Raw genomic sequence first — 19,671 nt, 5'->3', positions numbered from 1 at the left:
TCAGCCCTCCAGTTCGTAGCGGTAGTCTTCAATGACCGTGTTGGCCAACAGCTTTTCGCACATCTCAATGATGCGCTTTTCAGCACTCTCGCGGTCTGTTGTATCCAGATTCAATTCCATATACTTACCAATTCTGACGCTGTCCACTTCTCCGAAACCCATAGAATGCAGTGCGCCTTGCACCGCAACCCCCTGCGGGTCCAAAACGCTTTGCTTAATCGTGACATAGACTGTTGCTTTCATCATGTTCCTTCAGTTCCTCCTCCGAATGAGTGAATCCTTTTGGTTGAATTATGATTACTATTTACTGTGCCGTCAGACGCCGCCAAATATCCGTATATCTTGCAGTTGTTTCTTCTACGACCTCAGCAGGCAACGGATCGGGCTTGCTATTCTTGTCCCAACCGGATGATGCCAAATAGCTTCGTACCGGCTCCTTGTCCATGCTGTCAATCTCAACATCCAGCTCATACTTTTCCTGCGCCCAAAAACGGGATGAATCTGGAGTGAAAATTTCGTCAATCAAAATCACCTTACCGTTAACAAGACCAAACTCAAACTTGCAATCGGCTAAAATAATCCCCCGCTTCTCACAGAAAGCACGTGCAAATTCGTACAACGCCAGGCTTTTTTCTTCAAGCTCGCCTGTCAATTCAACCCCGACCAGCTCTTTCATCTGATGGAGAGAAATGTCCTCGTCGTGTCCAACATCATTTTTTGCAGCCGGTGTAAATAAAGGCTTGGGAAAGCGCTCATTTTTACGCAGTCCCTCTGGCAATGGAATGCCGTTCACCTCACCGTTCTGCTCATACTGACGCCAGCCGCCTCCGGTAATATATCCGCGCACCACACACTCAATGTCGATGCGTTCAGCCTTCAGCGTGACCATGATACGGTCCTTCAGCAACTCTTTATTCTGTTCGTCGATCACATGCCCGAGCTTGTTCACATCGGTGTGCACGACATGGTTTTCCAACAAGTCTTTCGTCTGCTCAAACCAGAAAGCGCTGAGCTTATTCAGCACGTTCCCCTTTTCGGGCACGGGCGGCTCTAACACATAATCAAAAGCCGAAATTCGGTCCGTCACGACAATCAGAAAATGCTCTCCGAGATCATACAGTTCACGCACCTTGCCTTTGTACAAGAGCGGCGCATGGATCAGACCTTCGGCAGTAGACAATGACATTTCATTACACCTCTTTCAAAAGAGTATTACCCCTCCTAAATCAACCTTGCCCCTCCTAAATCCTCCCCTCAGGGAGGACCCCCAGGGCTGCTGCCCTCGGGACTCCCGCAAGGGTTGGCTAGTGAGCAGGGGATGACGGGTTACTGGAGCTACGGTGGAGTGAGCGCGTTCCGCTGGATGAAGGCTTGTTGGCACAAGCCCTCATCCAGCAACGCTTTTACGTTAGTACAGATCGACGTTTTTACGTATTAACAATGTATTAACGCTTCCGACTCTAAGCGACAAGTTTTATGCCGCTTACAGCTCGATCGTGGTTCAGCGTCTACATACCGCCAAACCATTCTGCCCGTGGCCGTAGCTCGGCATGCCGTGCAGCGAGCATTGGGCTTCGCCTGTTGTGCGCATATGCTACGCATGCGCACGGATACGGTGGCTCAAGGCTTCGCTTCTTGAGCCTGCGCGTGCTCGTGAGGACCGCGGGCTGTTTGCTACGCAAATTCGGCAGCCCTCACGAGAACGTTGCCTGCGATAGAAAAGCAGTGGAACACGCTTTTCTATCGTTCTTCGGGGTGGTGCGGCATCTTATGTGCCGCACCACCCCTAGTTCTGCTCCCTCATGAAGGTTGGTGCTGGAAGCAGCGGAGCGGACGGAATCGTTCTGGAGAAGCGTAGCGCTTGCCTTTGCCTCTGGATTCCAACCAATATCTGGTCTTATACAATCACAGGAATCCAGGGGCAACAGCAATCGGAAGAATGATCCGTTCGCGCAGCGGCCTCACCACGCACCAACATTCCCTCCTATTCCCCTAATCCCAGCTTTTTGAAGATCGTATCCACGTTCTTCAGATGCCAGGCTGGGTTGAACGCGTCCTCGATTTCGTCTGCGCTGAGCACGGCAGTAATTTCCGGGGTCGCCTCGACGATTTCGCGGAATTGGCGTTGCTCTTCCCACGCCTGCATAGCACGCGGCTGCACAGTATCGTAAGCTTTTTCACGACTAAAGCCTTTGTCGATCAGCTTGGTCATAATACGACCGGAGAACGGTACGCCGTACGTACGGGCCATATTGCGCTTCATATTTTCAGGGAAGACCGTCAGATTTTTTACGATATTACCAAAACGGTTCAGCATGTAGTTCAACAGCATCGTTGCATCCGGCAGAATGATGCGTTCTACGGAAGAATGCGAAATGTCGCGTTCATGCCACAGGGTTACGTTCTCATACGCCGATACCATATGCCCACGAATCACGCGTGCCAGACCGGAGATGTTTTCACTTCCGATCGGATTGCGTTTATGCGGCATCGCGGAAGATCCTTTTTGACCCTTGGCAAAGGCTTCTTCCACCTCACGGAACTCACTCTTTTGCAGAGCACGGACTTCTGTAGCAAATTTGTCCAACGATGTGGCGATCAACGCCAATGTTGCCATGTATTCGGCATGACGGTCGCGCTGTAGCGTCTGTGTAGAAATCGGTGCAGGCTTGGTACCCAGCTTGCGGCATACAAATTCTTCTACAGCCGGGTCAATGTTGGCATATGTTCCCACTGCACCGGACATTTTACCGTATTGTACTTGGTCAGCCGCAAAACGAAAGCGTTCCAGATTGCGCTTCATTTCCTCGTACCACAATCCCATCTTCAGTCCAAACGTTGTTGGCTCAGCATGTACTCCGTGTGTACGTCCCATCATCGGTGTATGCTTGTAAGCCAATGCCTTTTCCTTCAAAATTTCAATAAAATTCAAGATATCACGTTCCAGGATTTCATTCGCCTGCTTTAACAGGTAGCCCAGTGCCGTATCAACTACGTCTGTGGAAGTCAAACCATAATGTACCCATTTGCGCTCGTCTCCAAGACTTTCGGACACCGTGCGGGTAAAAGCAATGACATCATGTCTTGTCTCCTGCTCAATTTCATAGATCCGTTCAATATCAAAACTTGCATTCTTACGCAGAGCCACAGTATCCTCTTTGGGAATAACTCCTAATTCCGCCCAAGCTTCACAGGCACACAACTCTACTTCCAGCCACGCTTTAAATTTATTTTCTTCCGTCCAAATCGCTCTCATTTCCGGTCTGCTATAGCGTTCGATCATGACTATTTATTCCCCCAAATATTGGTTTGTTCAATCCATTCCAGCGCTTGTTCCGCATCCTGGCACAATAGATTAATATGTCCCATCTTTCGGCCTGGCTTGGCTTCACTTTTTCCATACAAATGCAGCTTGGGTACAACATCCAATTTTTCAGCTTCAACATCCGATTGCGCAAACCGCCGAACCACGTCCTCCAAATGCTCACCTAACACATTGACCATCACGACGGAAGTCAGCAGCTTCGTGCTGCCCAAGGGTAAACCGCAAATCGCACGTATGTGCTGCTCGAATTGCGACGTCGCGCATCCCTCCATCGTGTAATGGCCGGAGTTATGCGGTCGTGGTGCCAACTCATTAACGTACAATTGTCCATCTTCGGTGACAAACATCTCCACAGCGAGCAGTCCCACCGCACCCAGCGAATCTGCCACAGCCAGCGCTAACTTTCGCGCTTCCTCCTGGACAGGTTCTGGCACACGCGCAGGCACAATTGACGTGTGCAAAATATTGTTCACGTGAATGTTTTCGGCAGGTGGAAAGGCTTTGGCTTCACCGTTCGTGCTGCGAGCTACAATCACCGAGATTTCGCAGCGAAAACGGATGAACTGTTCCAATACCAGTTCCGCACCGCCTCCTGCCAGTTGTTCGTAGGCAGCCGTGGCTTCCTCCGGTTGGCGAATGACCACTTGTCCCTTGCCATCATAACCACCGACTGCTGTCTTGAGCACACACGGTACACCCAGTTCAGCTACCGCTTGAACCATATCCGCAGGACTGCTGATTTCACGATACGGAGCGACAGGGACACCAGCAGCTTCAATAGAACGCTTTTCTCTCAGACGATGCTGGGTTGTGTACAAAAGACTGCTGCCTTGCGGAACGCTGGATTCCTGTTCCAAAAGTGCAGCCACACCCGCGTCCACATTTTCAAACTCATACGTGATCACATCGCACCGCTCAGCCAGCTCTCTGGCTGCATGCTCATCATCATAGGCAGCGCGGATTTGTTCTGACACCTGTCCACATGGGCTATCCGGTGTAGGGTCCAGTGTCACAAAGCGATATCCTAGATTGGTTCCCGCCAGTACAAGCATCCTTCCTAATTGCCCGCCTCCCAAAAGTCCAATCGTTGTACCAGGAGGTCGGATACGGCCTGTGGGTTCACATGCCCCATTCATAGCGAGTCACTGCCTTCCAGCACCTCATCACGGATACGGTCGCGTCTCGCCAAAACCCGCTGGCTTATCTTTTCGTCAAAAGCGCCTAATATTTGTGCTGCCAGCAGCCCTGCATTCGTAGCACCTGCCTTACCGATTGCCACAGTGGCAACCGGAATACCACCCGGCATCTGCACAATGGAGAGCAGGGAGTCCAGACCGTTCAGAGCCTTCGACTGAACAGGCACACCAATGACCGGCAAGGATGTCTTCGCAGCCACCATCCCTGGCAGATGCGCAGCCCCACCCGCTCCAGCAATAATGACCTTTAGTCCACGCCCGGCGGCCTCTTCTGCAAAACGAAACATTAAATCCGGTGTACGATGGGCTGAAACTACTTTTTTCTCATATCCGATTTCAAGCTCGTCCAGCACAGCACATGCATGCTGCATGGTGTCCCAGTCTGATGTGCTGCCCATAATGACAGCGACCTGCACTGACATGTCCTTCACTCCCTGTTTATCAATAAGCGCCAAAAATCCGGCACTCGAAAATAACGTTATTTTCAAGACACCGGACTACGAAAAAACAAACGACAGAGCCTCTTAAAGGCATGCCAAAAGCAAGCCTCTTCCACCGCATCCAATGCGGCTTCAGCCGTATGTCTCCCGTAGTCCGGAAATTTAAGGTTTCCAGGTAGAAACTTCCGGGCCATATCCCCGGCATTATACGAGTTAGCATTGTGCCTATTCCATACCCAACGATATTCTTTACAAGTATGATCGTGGTCAGTTTCGGCTCAAACATGTGTACCTTATTAAATTGTACCTAAAGTTCATTTTTTATCGACAATACACTTCCTAGTTTAACAATTCCCTACACCTTATGTCAACTTGAAAACGAACATTATAATAACCATACAATAGAATGTTCGTGTTTAACAAAATCAACACCCTTATATACCCATAGGTCAGGACTATTGTATTACATTTAGCTATCTCTCACCTATCCTGATAACAGCGAGTGCACCGCATTTCACTGACAAAAATAAAAGTCGGCACTCCCTATACAGGCAGTAAACCGACTTTTACTTTTTTATTCAGTTATTTTACGACCAGCACAGGAATACGCGCATGCTGTACCACATTGTGGCTTACGCTACCCAATACGAATTCACGGATACCACCCAAACCGCGGCTACCGATCACAATCACATCGAAGTCATTCTCATTGGCATAATCCAAAATGACTTCGGCTGGCGAACCTTGAATGAGCTCCACCTTGGCATCTACGCCTTGCTCAGCAAGCCGCTTTTTAACTTCATCCGTAGTTTGTTCGGCCAAATCGTAATATTCTTTATTCACCGAAGCTGGAATTGGAGCCAAACCTTCGCCCATAAAAATCCGTGGAAAATCAAATGCTGTTACCACCTCAAGCTGCGAGGACGGTGATGCCTTGACCAATTCAGTCGCCTTCAACAAAGCCTTGTTGGATGCATCCGAACCGTCATAAGCAAGCAATATTTTTGAAAATAGCATAATACGCACCTCTTCCTCATTCAGTTTGTTGATTCAAAGCATAAATATGTATTCCTGTTGTTGTTCATGCCATGTCATCACTGGATGGCTGGAGTAGTCTTCTCACTCATCATTAAACTTCCCTATGAGAACCTAAACTCCTCCCCTTTACCGCAAAAAATACCCATACAGCAATGCGTTTATGAATAGCAACGCAGGAATACCTAATCTGAAGCTCATATGCCGTGTTTTATGGCGTTTACGGTACATGGCAATTAGAACGCCTAATGCTCCCCCGATCAGGGCCAGGAAAAACAACGTCCGTTCAGGTACACGATCGCGATGTTTACGTGCTCTCTTTTTATCTTCCGACATTACCAGATAGCCTACTGCATTGATAAACAGCAGCCATACCAACAAGCCTGTCTGCAATGTCTCTCCTCCTTTTGCACACCTACCAAGTTCAGGATTAGGCCTTATATAGCGCTCCCCCCTCATTATAACCCCACCCCTTTTACAGAAACAACGCCTCCCCTGACTTGGATAGTGCTTTTGCGGAAATAGTAAGGTGGCATAAGGGCGATCCCCGAGTGCATCTATTTCGTCTTAAAGGAGGGACTACGATGGAAAGCACCCATGAATACGTTGAAAAGCTGCGAGAAAATGCAAAAAAGGCAGAACGCAACCGCAAACGAGGAAAAGGAACTCCCAGCGCCAGCTTGCCGACAAAACAGCATACCAACAATCCTTGATCAAGGAATCTGTATTAAGCTGTATAGCCACGTTATTAACGTATAGTATCAACTTAACCTTGCAGCTTTTCCTGAGAATTGAGTACAAGGTAAACTCCGTTGTTTAGCTTCCACAATAACAGCAAGCAGACTCCTTATGAGATATCTGCTTGTTGTTTTTGCAAATATTTTTTTTGAAATCGATTACATTTATAATAAACAAGTTCTAAAGTCATATTTCCTAACATAAGTGTTGACTAAAAACAATTTTACACCCTATAATTCGTGATATTAACGTAATTCGACAAAATTTTTGTCAGTTAATCTATCATTAATATTTGAGGTTTAAGATTGGAGAGGAGCTTTATATGACTAACATGAAAAAAATGACGATGATTCCCCTGTTGGCTAGCTTTATTCTCGGTAGTACCTTGTGGAGTAGTGGATTTACCGCCAACGCTGCGGCAGCAGCTACAACCAGCACAACTGCACCTACTTCTGCCACTACAACGTCGGACAAATCCGAAAATCCTCAAACCAATCATTTACCCAATATTAAAATACTTGCCACGGGAGGAACCATTGCAGGATCATCTTCCGTCAATACTGATACGACCGGCTACAAAGCAGGAGCGTTAGGTGTGGAAACTCTGATCAATGCCGTTCCTGAGATGAAAAGTATTGCAAATGTCAGTGGTGAGCAAGTTGTTAATGTAGGTAGCCCCGACGTTAATAATGAAATCCTCTTAAAACTTGCCAAACGTACCAATGAACTGCTTGCCAGAGACGATGTAGACGGCATTGTCATTACACATGGCACAGATACATTAGAAGAAACCGCTTATTTCCTCAATCTTGTTATCAAAAGCGATAAGCCAGTAGTTGTCGTTGGCTCTATGCGTCCAGCTACTGCCATCAGTGCCGATGGTCCCTTCAACCTGTATAATGCAGTGAAAGTCGCCGGGGCTTCGGCCTCTAAAGGTCAGGGTGTACTCGTCCTGCTGAACGACCGTATCGGCGCAGCAAGATATATTACTAAAACAAATACAACAGCAGTCGATACGTTCAAGTCTGTAGAGCAGGGATACCTTGGAGCTGTTGTGGGTGATCAAGTGTACTACTACAACAAATCCACGCACAAGCATACGACTTCTTCTGTATTCGACATCTCTAACCTGACTCAACTACCGCAAGTAGATATTTTATACGAGTATCAAAACAATGGTCGTTATCTGTATGATGCAGCCGTAGCAGCTGGTGCCAAGGGTATTGTCGTAGCTGGTTCCGGTAATGGTTCCTTGTCCAAGACCTCCTCAGAGGGCGCAGAGGCCGCAGGTAAAAAAGGAGTGATCATTGCCCGCTCCAGCCGCGTGGGAAGTGGAGTTGTGTCCCCGTCAACAAAAGACGCGGCATCGAACTTTGTGTCAACCGATTCGCTTAATCCGCAAAAAGCACGGATTTTGCTCATGCTTGCTTTGACCCAAACTCACGATGTTAACCAAATTCAATCCTTTTTTAATGAATACTAAAAGCAGTCATCCCAAATCAAATAAATAGATCATCTTTATTATGAAAAAGAAGCAGCGATTACGGTTGACCACCGTAACTGCTGCTTCTTTTTTTTGCGAGACAATTCTAGCATTAGTAACTATTTCATCTGATATCCAATCGTCTTGGTCTTAAACAGTAATTCGTTGTTCCTCCCATGTAGCATCAAGACTGCTGTTTGGGAATCCCATTCAAGCTTGGAGGATATTTCGCTTGCTTCTCTGGATGAGGAGCGATTTCTTCCTCCAGAATACTTGATTTATTTTGCTGATTATTGATTTTAAGCGACTTATGCTTGGGCATAAATACTCACCTCCTCGGATTACCATGCCAAGGAGTGATCGTTTTTATACCGACGTATACCTGCTGATTATGTTGACTACAGCACTTTTGGTCATCCGTTATTTGCCCTGCTTTTGTTCCATCGCTGCTTTTAGCAAATCACCCAAACTGGAGCCAAAAGATTCCTGCTTTTCAAATTGTCTTACTAGCTTTTGCTGTTCCCGTTTGTTTACCCGCTGCTTGTCATTATCCAACGTCTCAGTAATGCCGCAGGGCAGGCATCTTACATATAGCCCTGCCTTGCCCTCTTTCATTTCCATTTTCTTATGACACTGCGGACAACGTCGATTGGACAAACGTTTTTCCCCTGAACGACGGTAACCGCAATCCGCACTTGGACATACAAGGAACTTTCCTTTCTTCCCCTTCTTCTCCAACAGCTTTGTACCACAATCAGGACAATGACTATTCGTCACGTTGTGGGGCTTGTACTCCGCACTGCTATTTTTTACAGTGGAAACCAACTCTTTCGCCATAGCACGAATAGAATTCAAAAACGGTTCCGGTTGTCCTTGACCACGAGCAATCCGTTCCAGCTCCGCTTCCCAACGTGCCGTCAGTTCGGGCGTTCTAAGCTGTGGAGCCGCCAGTTCAATCAGTTGCTTACCTTTCCCTGTGGGATGCATCACGTTCCCCTGACGCTCAATCGTATCCGAGCTGACAAGCTTCTCAATCAGATCGGCACGGGTAGCAGGAGTACCCAGTCCATGCTTTTCCATCTGAGCGAGCAGGGCTGCTTCTGTATACCGCTTCGGCGGCATCGTTCGCCCAGCTCGTACAAGACAACGTTGTAACCGGACTGAATCTCCTTTTTGCAGCTCAGGTAAAATAACGCCTTGTCCATTGTTTTCCCGATCCTCTGCTTCTTCATCATCCATATCATAATGGTTCGCGTCATATACAGCACGCCATCCGCTATCTTTTACCGTTGTGCCTTTTACCTGAAACGTCTCCTGCTCCACCGTTACTGATACGGCTACAGCATCATAACGTGCAGGTGGATAGAATAGACTGATAAAACGTCGTGCAATCAGATCATACAGTTTACGTTCCTCTGGGCTCAACTGATTAAGCAATAATGTCTGCTCAGTAGGAATAATCGCATGATGATCCGTGACTTTACTGTCATCCACAATTCGCTTTGTGATTGGTAGGTTGTTACGCAATAGCGGACGTGCCAAGGAAGCATATGGACCTACTGCTACACTACTGAGCCTTTCCTTAAGTGTGTCCACCATATCGGATGTCAGATAACGGCTGTCCGTACGTGGATAGGTCACCAGCTTATGCTGTTCATACAGACGCTGAAGCAGATTAGACGTTTGTTTAGCCGAAAAGCCATAGCGCTGATTAGCATCTCTTTGCAGCTCCGTTAAATCATACGCTAGCGGGTGAGGCTCGTTCTTTTCGCTCTTTTTAACACTCGCAACTGTGCCTTTGGCCCCCTCAAGCCTGCGGCGCAAAGCCTCTGCTTGAGTGCGGTCAAACATGCGTGAATCCCCGCTCTCTGCCCGCCAAGTTGCCTGAAAATCGCCGAAATCCGCCGTCAAAGTATCATATTCCTGAGAACGGAATTCGGTAATTTCTTTCTCACGCTCCATAATCATCCCCAGCGTTGGCGTCTGCACTCTTCCAGCCGAAAGTTGGGCGTTATAACGACAAGTCAACGCGCGAGTTACATTGAGACCAATCATCCAGTCTGCTTCAGCTCTACAGCGAGCCGATTCATATAAACGATCAAACTGCTGACCAGGCAATAGCTTTGCAAAACCTGCCTTAATCGCCTTGTCCGTCTGCGAGGAGATCCATAAGCGCCGGAAGGGCTTTTTCCAGTTTGCCATTTGGATGATCCAGCGTGCCAACAATTCTCCTTCACGAGCAGCATCTGTTGCCACGATAAGCTCTCCAATGTCCTGCCGCTTCATGAGCTGCTGCACAGCTTTGAACTGATGGTTACTTTCGCGCAGCACCTTTAACTTTGAACTCTTCGGAAGAATAGGCAGGTCCTCCAAATTCCAGGTCGCATACTTAGAATCGTAATCCTCCGGCTCTGCTAAGCCGACCAAATGTCCCAGTGCCCACGTCACCACGTACTGGGGTCCTTCTATATAGCTTTTATGCTTCTCGCGGCTACCCATCACACGTGCAATCTCTCTGGCCACGGACGGTTTTTCTGCCAATACCAATACCTTCATGTTACGCTCCTTTCTCTCATAGTGTTAATTATACCATCCTGCCATCTTACGATAAATTCTAATGCCAACGGCTCTTATTAACATGATCGTACATACTATTGCTATTGCTTCTACATCGGTTAGGATAACTTACAAATCAGGCACACTCCATTTTAATAGCAGACCCGCATAGGTGAGGCCTCCCCCAAATCCATATAACAACACATGTTGTCCATACCGTAAACGTCCATCATCCAAACCACACTGCAAAGCCAACGGGATGGATGCCGCCGATGTATTACCATACAACTCTACGCTGGTCAGCGTTTTTTCCAAAGGTACTGTACTTCTTTCACATATGGACTCGATCATTCTCAAATTAGCGCTATGAGGGACAAACCAGTCAAGATCCTCCCTCTTCATATTTGCCTTATCCAATAATCGTTCGATTCCCGTTGGAACAAAGCGAACAGCCCATTTATAAACCTCGCGTCCATTTTGAGCAATAAATCCATGGTCTTGCAGCTTCTCTCCATCCAAATGATCAGATAATCCCACACGGTAAAGATGTGCTCCCCCATGCCCATAAGTACCTATATCAGAAGTTAAAAATGATCCTTCATCCTCGTCATATTCAACAAGTGCAACTCCTGCACCGTCTCCAAAAAGTATACACGTCGTCCGATCCGTATAATCTGTAATTTTGGACAACGTTTCGGCTCCCACTACTAGCACCTTACGATGCAGACCACTCGTAATAAGGCCATTTGCCAAATGAAGTCCATAGGAAAAACCTGCACATGCTGCACTAATATCCATTGACCCCGTGTTCGGAATATCAAAATGAGCCTGAATACGTGAAGCCGTGCTTGGAAAGTAGTAATCAGGTGTACTAGTCGCTACAATGATCATCTCAACATCGTTTATATTTACGTCATACAGGTTAATCATACGTGTAATAGCTTGTATACATAAATCAGATACATATTGATCTTCAGCCGCAATTCGTCTTTCACGCATACCCGTTCTTTGTACAATCCACTCGTCACTAGTGTCCACAAGCTTCTCCAAATCGGCGTTTGTCAAAATGCGTTCAGGCACATAAGTGCCAAAGGCCGTAAGCTTAGCTTTTGAATTCAACAATCTGATCACTCTCCTTTGTAATCCTTATTCACATTATAACACCAGATACTAATACCTGGTACTAAATTATTTTAAAAACGTCTTCTTATTTACTAGTTAATATCCACTTATCCAGTTGAACTTATAACAAACTCACTTTAAATAAAATCCCTCTGCCTTTTAACGCAAAAAAGAGACCATGATCTTCTGAAGATCATGGTCTCTTTTGTTTGTTGCTTGGCGACGTCCTACTCTCCCAGGACCCTGCGGTCCAAGTACCATCGGCGCTGGAGGGCTTAACGGTCGTGTTCGGGATGGGTACGTGTGGAACCCCTCCGCTATCGCCACCAAACATGAATTTACATCGTAAATTCTTTTTCAGGAATCAGCATCGCCAAATGCTGTGTGTTCGCTTGTTTCATATAAGCCACTTGAGCTTATACAATACAAAACTTACACCCTGAAAACTGGATCCGAAACTCATTGCGTTTTATTTTTAGGATAAGCCCTCGACCGATTAGTATTGGTCAGCTCCATGCATTACTGCACTTCCACCCCCAACCTATCTACCTCGTCGTCTTCAAGGGGTCTTACATACTGGGAAATCTCATCTTGAGGGGGGCTTCACGCTTAGATGCTTTCAGCGCTTATCCCTTCCGTACATAGCTACCCAGCGGTGCTCCTGGCGGAACAACTGGTACACCAGCGGTACGTCCATCCCGGTCCTCTCGTACTAAGGACAGCTCCTCTCAAATTTCCTACGCCCACGACAGATAGGGACCGAACTGTCTCACGACGTTCTGAACCCAGCTCGCGTACCGCTTTAATGGGCGAACAGCCCAACCCTTGGGACCTACTTCAGCCCCAGGATGCGATGAGCCGACATCGAGGTGCCAAACCTCCCCGTCGATGTGGACTCTTGGGGGAGATAAGCCTGTTATCCCCAGGGTAGCTTTTATCCGTTGAGCGATGGCCCTTCCATGCGGTACCACCGGATCACTAAGCCCGACTTTCGTCCCTGCTCGACTTGTAGGTCTCGCAGTCAAGCTCCCTTCTGCCTTTGCACTCTTCGAATGATTTCCAACCATTCTGAGGGAACCTTGGGGCGCCTCCGTTACTCTTTAGGAGGCGACCGCCCCAGTCAAACTGCCCACCTGACACTGTCCTCGCACCGGATCACGGTACCAAGTTAGAACCTAGATACGATCAGGGTGGTATCCCAAGGATGCCTCCTCTCAAGCTGGCGCTCAAGGTTCAACGGCTCCCACCTATCCTGTACAGATCGTACCCAAATTCAATATCAAGCTGCAGTAAAGCTCCATGGGGTCTTTCCGTCTTGTCGCGGGTAACCTGCATCTTCACAGGTATTAAAATTTCACCGGATCTCTCGTTGAGACAGCGCCCAAGTCGTTACGCCATTCGTGCGGGTCAGAATTTACCTGACAAGGAATTTCGCTACCTTAGGACCGTTATAGTTACGGCCGCCGTTTACTGGGGCTTCGGTTCATAGCTTCGCCCGAAGGCTTACCACTCCCCTTAACCTTCCAGCACCGGGCAGGCGTCAGCCCGTATACTTCGCCTTGCGGCTTCGCACAGACCTGTGTTTTTGCTAAACAGTCGCTTGGGCCTTTTCACTGCGGCCCCCTCGGGCTATTCACCCTACCGAGGCACCCCTTCTCCCGAAGTTACGGGGTCATTTTGCCGAGTTCCTTAACGAGAGTTCTTCCGCGCGCCTTAGAATTCTCTTCTCGCCTACCTGTGTCGGTTTGCGGTACGGGCACCTTCTCCTGGCTAGAGGCTTTTCTTGGCAGTCTGAGATCATGACCTTCGCTACTATAATTTTCGCTCCCCATCACAGCCCAGCCTTAACGATGTGCGGATTTGCCTACACACCAGCCTCACTGCTTAGACGGACATCCATCAGTCCGCGTCACTACCCTACTGCGTCACCCCATTGCTCATAACGGATTACGGTGGTACAGGAATTTCGACCTGTTGTCCTTCGACTACGCCTATCGGCCTCGCCTTAGGTCCCGACTTACCCTGAGCGGACGAACCTTCCTCAGGAACCCTTAGGCTTTCGGCGGATCTGATTCTCACAGATCTTTTCGTTACTCATACCGGCATTCTCACTTGAATGCAGTCCAGCGCTCCTTACGGTACACCTTCAACCCGCATTCAACGCTCCCCTACCCCTGATGCAAGCATCAAGCCATAGCTTCGGTGGTGTGTTTAGCCCCGTTACATTTTCGGCGCAGAGTCACTCGACCAGTGAGCTATTACGCACTCTTTCAATGGTGGCTGCTTCTAAGCCAACATCCTGGTTGTCTGTGCAACTCCACATCCTTTCCCACTTAACACACACTTGGGGACCTTAGCTGATGGTCTGGGCTGTTTCCCTTTCGACAATGGATCTTAGCACTCACTGTCTGACTCCCGGAACTAAATCTATGGCATTCGGAGTTTGACTGAGCTTGGTAACCCTTGCGGGCCCCGCACCCAATCAGTGCTCTACCTCCACGATTCTTTTTTCCGAGGCTAGCCCTAAAGCTATTTCGGGGAGAACCAGCTATCTCCGGGTTCGATTGGAATTTCTCCGCTACCCCCACCTCATCCCCGCATTTTTCAACATGCGTGGGTTCGGGCCTCCAGTGCGTGTTACCGCACCTTCACCCTGGACAGGGGTAGATCACCCGGTTTCGGGTCTACGTCCACGTACTCATTCGCCCTATTCAGACTCGCTTTCGCTGCGGCTTCAGCTCTTCACCTTAACCTTGCACGGGAACGTAACTCGCCGGTTCATTCTACAAAAGGCACGCCATCACCCATAGATCGGGCTCTGACTTCTTGTAAGCACACGGTTTCAGGATCTATTTCACTCCCCTTCCGGGGTGCTTTTCACCTTTCCCTCACGGTACTGCTTCACTATCGGTCGCCAGGGAGTATTTAGCCTTGGCAGATGGTCCTGCCGGATTCATACGGGGTTTCACGTGCCCCGCACTACTCGGGATCCGTCTCGGAGAGAACAAGTTTTGAACTACAGGGCTTTTACCTTCTCTGGCGGGCCTTTCCAGACCTCTTCATCTAACCGGTTCCTTTGTAACTCCATGTGAGACGTCCCACAACCCCAAGGAGCAAGCTCCTTGGTTTGGGCTAATCCGCGTTCGCTCGCCGCTACTGACGGAATCACTATTGTTTTCTCTTCCTCAGGGTACTTAGATGTTTCAGTTCCCCTGGTCTGCCTCTATTCTGCCTATGTATTCAGCAGAAAGTGACTGTCGATGAAGACAGCCGGGTTTCCCCATTCGGACATCCCCGGATCAAAGCTTGCTTACAGCTCCCCGAGGCTTTATCGTTGTTCGCCACGTCCTTCGTCGGCTCCTGGCGCCTAGGCATCCTCCGTGTGCTCTTTGTAGCTTAACCTAGTATTTACATGGTAAATACGATTTGCTTTGAATTTCGGTTCAACACAAATGTGTGAATAAAATTCAAGGCTGCTACCTTTATTTCACTTGTTTACACAAGATCAGCTTAAAGGAATATTCTAAAACGCAATTTCGTTTCGGTATCCAGTTTTCAAGGTGCAATTCGCTTCATCGAAGCGAAAACCGATGAATATCTCGCTTCCACACGAATGTGTGAATGAAACATTCGTCGAAGTTTGAGAGTTTGAGCTCTCAAAACTGAGCAACGAGTGAGTAACAGGCCTAAACCTGAGTTTTGAAGCTTACGCTTCATATTTGAATGTTTCCATTGCAGGAAACGATTCTCCATAGAAAGGAGGTGATCCAGCCGCACCTTCCGATACGGCTACCTTGTTACGACTTCACCCCAATCATCTACCCCACCTTCGGCGGCTGGCTCCCTTGCGGGTTACCCCACCGACTTCGGGTGTTGTAAACTCTCGTGGTGTGACGGGCGGTGTGTACAAGACCCGGGAACGTATTCACCGCGGCATGCTGATCCGCGATTACTAGCAATTCCGACTTCATGTAGGCGAGTTGCAGCCTACAATCCGAACTGAGACCGGCTTTTCTAGGATTGGCTCCACCTCGCGATTTCGCTTCCCGTTGTACCGGCCATTGTAGTACGTGTGTAGCCCAGGTCATAAGGGGCATGATGATTTGACGTCATCCCCACCTTCCTCCGGTTTGTCACCGGCAGTCTGCTTAGAGTGCCCAGCTTGACCTGCTGGCAACTAAGCATAAGGGTTGCGCTCGTTGCGGGACTTAACCCAACATCTCACGACACGAGCTGACGACAACCATGCACCACCTGTCTCCTCTGTCCCGAAGGAAAGGCCTATCTCTAGACCGGTCAGAGGGATGTCAAGACCTGGTAAGGTTCTTCGCGTTGCTTCGAATTAAACCACATACTCCACTGCTTGTGCGGGTCCCCGTCAATTCCTTTGAGTTTCAGTCTTGCGACCGTACTCCCCAGGCGGAATGCTTAATGTGTTAACTTCGGCACCAAGGGTATCGAAACCCCTAACACCTAGCATTCATCGTTTACGGCGTGGACTACCAGGGTATCTAATCCTGTTTGCTCCCCACGCTTTCGCGCCTCAGCGTCAGTTACAGCCCAGAGAGTCGCCTTCGCCACTGGTGTTCCTCCACATATCTACGCATTTCACCGCTACACGTGGAATTCCACTCTCCTCTTCTGCACTCAAGCTCCCCAGTTTCCAGTGCGACCCGAAGTTGAGCCTCGGGATTAAACACCAGACTTAAAGAGCCGCCTGCGCGCGCTTTACGCCCAATAATTCCGGACAACGCTTGCCCCCTACGTATTACCGCGGCTGCTGGCACGTAGTTAGCCGGGGCTTTCTTCTCAGGTACCGTCACTCTTGTAGCAGTTACTCTACAAGACGTTCTTCCCTGGCAACAGAGCTTTACGATCCGAAAACCTTCATCACTCACGCGGCGTTGCTCCGTCAGGCTTTCGCCCATTGCGGAAGATTCCCTACTGCTGCCTCCCGTAGGAGTCTGGGCCGTGTCTCAGTCCCAGTGTGGCCGATCACCCTCTCAGGTCGGCTACGCATCGTCGCCTTGGTAGGCCTTTACCCCACCAACTAGCTAATGCGCCGCAGGCCCATCCACAAGTGACAGATTGCTCCGTCTTTCCTCCTTCTCCCATGCAGGAAAAGGATGTATCGGGTATTAGCTACCGTTTCCGGTAGTTATCCCTGTCTTGTGGGCAGGTTGCCTACGTGTTACTCACCCGTCCGCCGCTAGGTTGTTTAGAAGCAAGCTTCTAAACAACCCCGCTCGACTTGCATGTATTAGGCACGCCGCCAGCGTTCGTCCTGAGCCAGGATCAAACTCTCCATTAAAGACCAACCGAAGTTGGTTTATAGAAAGAGCGATAAGCTCATTTTGAAACTGACGAGATAAAATATCTCTAGTTTGATTTTGCGAACAAAATCGTTTTACTCACTCGTTGTTCAGTTTTCAAAGATCAAACATTCTTTTTCGTTGATTTAACTTGTCGCTTCATCAACTCTTATATCATATCATGTCCAAACCAACTTTGCAAGCATTTTTTTGAAATCTTTTTTTGTAACACTCGCTCGCAACATTGTATTTCTTGGCCGGAATTAGAATATACCATATGCATATCCCTATAGCAAGCATTTATTAGATAAGATTTCACAATGCTTTATTTATTATTCGTTTTCCTTCTATATAATAGCTTCTTTGTATCTATCTGCGTCTAACTACAAAAAAAGAACCTCTTCCCTTAAGCAACAGGAAAGAGATTCTGTGTTCTATATCTACTGATTATTCGGAGCCCATAAAGGCAAAGCGGATCACTACAATAATAGCAAGCACCCACATGAGCCAGTGAATTTTAACTTTATTGCTGGTAAACAGATTACTGAACACAGCCAGCACAACGTAAGACAGAATACCAGCAGAAATACCATTCGCGATTCCACCTGTGAAAGGCATTAGCACGATGGTCAAAAATGCTGGAAACGCCAACAGGAAGTTATCCCAGTCGATGTTGCGAACCTGACTCATCATTAGGACCCCAACGATAATCAGAGCTGGAGCAGTAGCGGCAGAAGGCACAACCAGAGCCAATGGTGCAATAAACAGGGCCAACAAGAACAGAACACCTGTCGTTACAGCAGTCAGTCCGGTTCGTCCGCCTTCTTCTACCCCTGCGGAGCTTTCTACGAATGCTGTAATCGTACTTGTACCCAATACTGCACCGGTACTTACGCCAACAGCATCCACCAGCATCGCTTTACCGATAATTTTCTCGCCTTTTTTCTTATCTTTCATTATACCCGCGCGTGTAGCTGTACCTACCAAGGTACCAAATGTATCAAACAACTCTACAAATGTGAAAATGAAAATGATATCAAACAGACCAATATGCAAAGCTGCTTTCAAGTCTAACTGACCTACAGCCAAATTACTGAAATCAGGAATCCAGTTGCCTGTTGTCAAGCTACTCAGATTTGTTACTCCCATCGGAATACCGATTAATGTAGTAGCTACGATTCCAATCAGCAATGCACCTTTGACCCGAACGACCATCAGTGCTGCGATAATAAGCAATCCGATTAGCGCCAGCAGTGCATCCTTTTGATGTACCAGACTTCCCAGAATCAAATTAAAAGCATGACCCGGAACCGGCTGACCAACATCTGTCCCTGGAACGATACTCACCATAACCAGATTACAAAGCTTGAAGCCGACAATCGTAATAAACAAGCCGATACCCACTGTGATGGCTGTCTTTAAATTTTCCGGAACTGCAACAAGCAGCATCTGTCTTACTCGTGTCACGGTTAAAATCAGAAAGACGATACCGGATATAAATACAGCGCCAAGTGCCGCTTGCCAAGTAATCATGCCATTGGAACTCAGGACTACAGTCATAAAATAAGCATTCAAGCCCATACCCGGCGCCATGCCGATCGGCACATTAACGAATAAACCCATCAGTATGGTAACCAAACCTGCACCTACCGCCGTCGCAAAAAAGACAGCTTCACTGGGCATACCTGCTCCAGTCGGACCTAAAAAAGTATTGTTGACCACCAGAATATAAGCCATGGTCATAAAAGTAGTAATCCCCGCAATAATCTCTGTGCGGACGTTCGTGCCATGTTCCTTTAATTTAAAGAAACGCTCCATGAGTCGTAATTCCTCCTACGCAAAGCATACTCGTATTGTTATCGTTCGTTTGAAGTAATATTCGCATTCATATGCGCTATATTATTACATTCGTTATTTTAGGCTCTCACCTACTGCTTGTCAACAGAAAAAGCGAATGTTACAAATTGAACACATATGTATTGTTCGGAAAAAAGAAAACCCGCAAGCTATTATGCAGCTGACGGGTTATGATTTAGAGGAATCAGAGATTTTTGTACTTATCAAAGGCATTCGCTGTGTCTGGTATATTTTCCAGATAAACGATCTTACCTTCCGCATCCAGCCGGGCCTTGTCCACTCCAGTAAGTGTATAAACTTCGCCTGTTGCTTTTTTACCACACACTGCCCATTTGGTTTGATAGGTATCAGGTTCTCTGGGTACAGGTTTCCAACCTTCATACATATGCTTGATTTCGAGCGATCCCTCAAAGAACATATTCAAGAAGCTTTTCCAACTGTCCATACCTTGTTTTCGATCACCATTCAATACAAACTCAATCTTCTCAGAAAAAAGGCTAATTAATCGTTCTCTACTCTTCTCGTCATCTTTTGCTAAATCATAGTAGTGAAAATATTCTTCTAAAATCTTCATCGTGTGCAATTCCTTTCGTGCTGTATATGTGTA

14 protein-coding genes, 3 rRNA genes and 1 riboswitch are annotated in these 19,671 nt (G+C 47.8%); of the genes, 2 read left to right on the top strand and 15 right to left on the bottom strand.

Annotated elements, in window-relative coordinates:
• The 7 genes from purS to ACM1ND_RS04210 form a co-directional block, all read right to left on the bottom strand.
• Complete coding sequence (gene purS / locus ACM1ND_RS04240) at positions 1-246, bottom strand: phosphoribosylformylglycinamidine synthase subunit PurS (RefSeq protein ID WP_013308797.1); 246 nt, start codon at positions 244-246, stop codon at positions 1-3.
• 58 nt (positions 247-304) lie between these two features.
• Complete coding sequence (locus tag ACM1ND_RS04235; protein WP_025719826.1) at positions 305-1,186, bottom strand: phosphoribosylaminoimidazolesuccinocarboxamide synthase; 882 nt, start codon at positions 1,184-1,186, stop codon at positions 305-307.
• A 798-nt stretch (positions 1,187-1,984) separates the two neighbouring features.
• The gene (gene purB / locus ACM1ND_RS04230; RefSeq protein ID WP_013308794.1) at positions 1,985-3,283 is read right to left on the bottom strand and encodes an adenylosuccinate lyase; all 1,299 of its coding nucleotides are present in this window, start codon (positions 3,281-3,283) and stop codon (positions 1,985-1,987) included.
• A gap of 2 nt (positions 3,284-3,285) precedes the next feature.
• Positions 3,286-4,461, bottom strand: coding sequence for a 5-(carboxyamino)imidazole ribonucleotide synthase (purK, locus tag ACM1ND_RS04225; RefSeq protein WP_418027092.1), 1,176 nt, complete (start codon positions 4,459-4,461; stop codon positions 3,286-3,288).
• On the bottom strand, positions 4,458-4,943 hold the full coding sequence (gene purE, locus ACM1ND_RS04220) for a 5-(carboxyamino)imidazole ribonucleotide mutase (RefSeq protein WP_023987047.1): 486 nt from the start codon (positions 4,941-4,943) through the stop codon (positions 4,458-4,460). Before purE ends, purK begins: the two co-directional genes overlap by 4 nt.
• A 148-nt stretch (positions 4,944-5,091) precedes the next feature.
• Positions 5,092-5,193, bottom strand: a riboswitch (purine riboswitch).
• A gap of 350 nt (positions 5,194-5,543) precedes the next feature.
• The gene (locus ACM1ND_RS04215; RefSeq protein ID WP_023987046.1) at positions 5,544-5,978 is read right to left on the bottom strand and encodes a universal stress protein; all 435 of its coding nucleotides are present in this window, start codon (positions 5,976-5,978) and stop codon (positions 5,544-5,546) included.
• Positions 5,979-6,125: 147 nt separating this feature from the next.
• Entirely contained in the window at positions 6,126-6,389 is a 264-nt protein-coding gene (locus tag ACM1ND_RS04210) for a DUF1294 domain-containing protein (RefSeq protein WP_023987045.1), read from the bottom strand.
• A gap of 191 nt (positions 6,390-6,580) precedes the next feature.
• Between ACM1ND_RS04210 and ACM1ND_RS04205 the strand changes: the two genes are divergently transcribed.
• Together ACM1ND_RS04205 and ACM1ND_RS04200 are read left to right on the top strand one after the other, a co-directional pair.
• Positions 6,581-6,709 carry a DUF4023 family protein gene (locus tag ACM1ND_RS04205; protein WP_023987044.1) on the top strand — a complete coding sequence of 43 codons (129 nt, stop codon included), beginning with the start codon at positions 6,581-6,583 and terminating at the stop codon, positions 6,707-6,709.
• A gap of 347 nt (positions 6,710-7,056) precedes the next feature.
• Positions 7,057-8,217 (top strand): type II asparaginase, encoded by a 1,161-nt coding sequence (locus tag ACM1ND_RS04200; RefSeq protein WP_034094978.1) that lies wholly within the window; start codon positions 7,057-7,059, stop codon positions 8,215-8,217.
• Positions 8,218-8,401: 184 nt separating this feature from the next.
• Here the strand turns inward: ACM1ND_RS04200 and ACM1ND_RS04195 are convergent, their stop codons facing one another.
• The 8 genes from ACM1ND_RS04195 to ACM1ND_RS04160 form a co-directional block, all read right to left on the bottom strand.
• A complete protein-coding gene (locus ACM1ND_RS04195; RefSeq protein WP_023987042.1) occupies positions 8,402-8,539 on the bottom strand; it encodes a hypothetical protein in 138 nt (45 codons plus the stop codon).
• A gap of 98 nt (positions 8,540-8,637) precedes the next feature.
• Positions 8,638-10,773, bottom strand: coding sequence for a DNA topoisomerase III (locus ACM1ND_RS04190; protein WP_068938534.1), 2,136 nt, complete (start codon positions 10,771-10,773; stop codon positions 8,638-8,640).
• Between the two features lie 129 nt (positions 10,774-10,902).
• A complete protein-coding gene (locus ACM1ND_RS04185) occupies positions 10,903-11,895 on the bottom strand; it encodes a ketoacyl-ACP synthase III (RefSeq protein WP_418027091.1) in 993 nt (330 codons plus the stop codon).
• Positions 11,896-12,109: 214 nt separating this feature from the next.
• Positions 12,110-12,226 (bottom strand): 5S ribosomal RNA (rrf, locus tag ACM1ND_RS04180).
• A 145-nt stretch (positions 12,227-12,371) separates the two neighbouring features.
• A 23S ribosomal RNA gene (locus tag ACM1ND_RS04175) occupies positions 12,372-15,297 on the bottom strand.
• Between the two features lie 353 nt (positions 15,298-15,650).
• Positions 15,651-17,206: ribosomal RNA gene (locus ACM1ND_RS04170) — 16S ribosomal RNA — on the bottom strand.
• Together the 16S, 23S and 5S rRNA genes form the textbook arrangement of a ribosomal RNA operon.
• Positions 17,207-17,654: 448 nt before the next feature.
• Positions 17,655-19,025, bottom strand: a complete 1,371-nt coding sequence (locus ACM1ND_RS04165) for an NCS2 family permease (RefSeq protein ID WP_023987039.1) — start codon at positions 19,023-19,025, stop codon at positions 17,655-17,657.
• A 223-nt stretch (positions 19,026-19,248) separates the two neighbouring features.
• Positions 19,249-19,638, bottom strand: a complete 390-nt coding sequence (locus tag ACM1ND_RS04160; protein ID WP_023987038.1) for a nuclear transport factor 2 family protein — start codon at positions 19,636-19,638, stop codon at positions 19,249-19,251.
• Between the last annotated feature and the right edge of the window lie 33 nt (positions 19,639-19,671).

Origin of the sequence: Paenibacillus sp. JJ1722 (assembly GCF_048282685.1) — a bacterium.
Lineage (GTDB): Bacteria > Bacillota > Bacilli > Paenibacillales > Paenibacillaceae > Paenibacillus > Paenibacillus polymyxa_B.
Note: the sequence above shows the minus strand (reverse complement) of the source record. Positions and strands in the feature narration are given on the sequence as shown.

Excerpts from the sequence above, each read along its gene's own strand:
- purS (WP_013308797.1), bottom strand. The coding sequence starts at position 246 with ATGATGAAAGCAACAGTCTATGTCACGATTAAGCAAAGCGTTTTGGAC.
- ACM1ND_RS04235 (WP_025719826.1), bottom strand. The coding sequence starts at position 1,186 with ATGTCATTGTCTACTGCCGAAGGTCTGATCCATGCGCCGCTCTTGTAC.
- purB (WP_013308794.1), bottom strand. The coding sequence starts at position 3,283 with ATGATCGAACGCTATAGCAGACCGGAAATGAGAGCGATTTGGACGGAA.
- purK (WP_418027092.1), bottom strand. The coding sequence starts at position 4,461 with ATGAATGGGGCATGTGAACCCACAGGCCGTATCCGACCTCCTGGTACA.
- purE (WP_023987047.1), bottom strand. The coding sequence starts at position 4,943 with ATGTCAGTGCAGGTCGCTGTCATTATGGGCAGCACATCAGACTGGGAC.
- ACM1ND_RS04215 (WP_023987046.1), bottom strand. The coding sequence starts at position 5,978 with ATGCTATTTTCAAAAATATTGCTTGCTTATGACGGTTCGGATGCATCC.
- ACM1ND_RS04205 (WP_023987044.1), top strand. The coding sequence starts at position 6,581 with ATGGAAAGCACCCATGAATACGTTGAAAAGCTGCGAGAAAATGCAAAA.
- ACM1ND_RS04200 (WP_034094978.1), top strand. The coding sequence starts at position 7,057 with ATGACTAACATGAAAAAAATGACGATGATTCCCCTGTTGGCTAGCTTT.
- ACM1ND_RS04195 (WP_023987042.1), bottom strand. The coding sequence starts at position 8,539 with ATGCCCAAGCATAAGTCGCTTAAAATCAATAATCAGCAAAATAAATCA.
- ACM1ND_RS04190 (WP_068938534.1), bottom strand. The coding sequence starts at position 10,773 with ATGAAGGTATTGGTATTGGCAGAAAAACCGTCCGTGGCCAGAGAGATT.
- ACM1ND_RS04165 (WP_023987039.1), bottom strand. The coding sequence starts at position 19,025 with ATGGAGCGTTTCTTTAAATTAAAGGAACATGGCACGAACGTCCGCACA.
- ACM1ND_RS04160 (WP_023987038.1), bottom strand. The coding sequence starts at position 19,638 with ATGAAGATTTTAGAAGAATATTTTCACTACTATGATTTAGCAAAAGAT.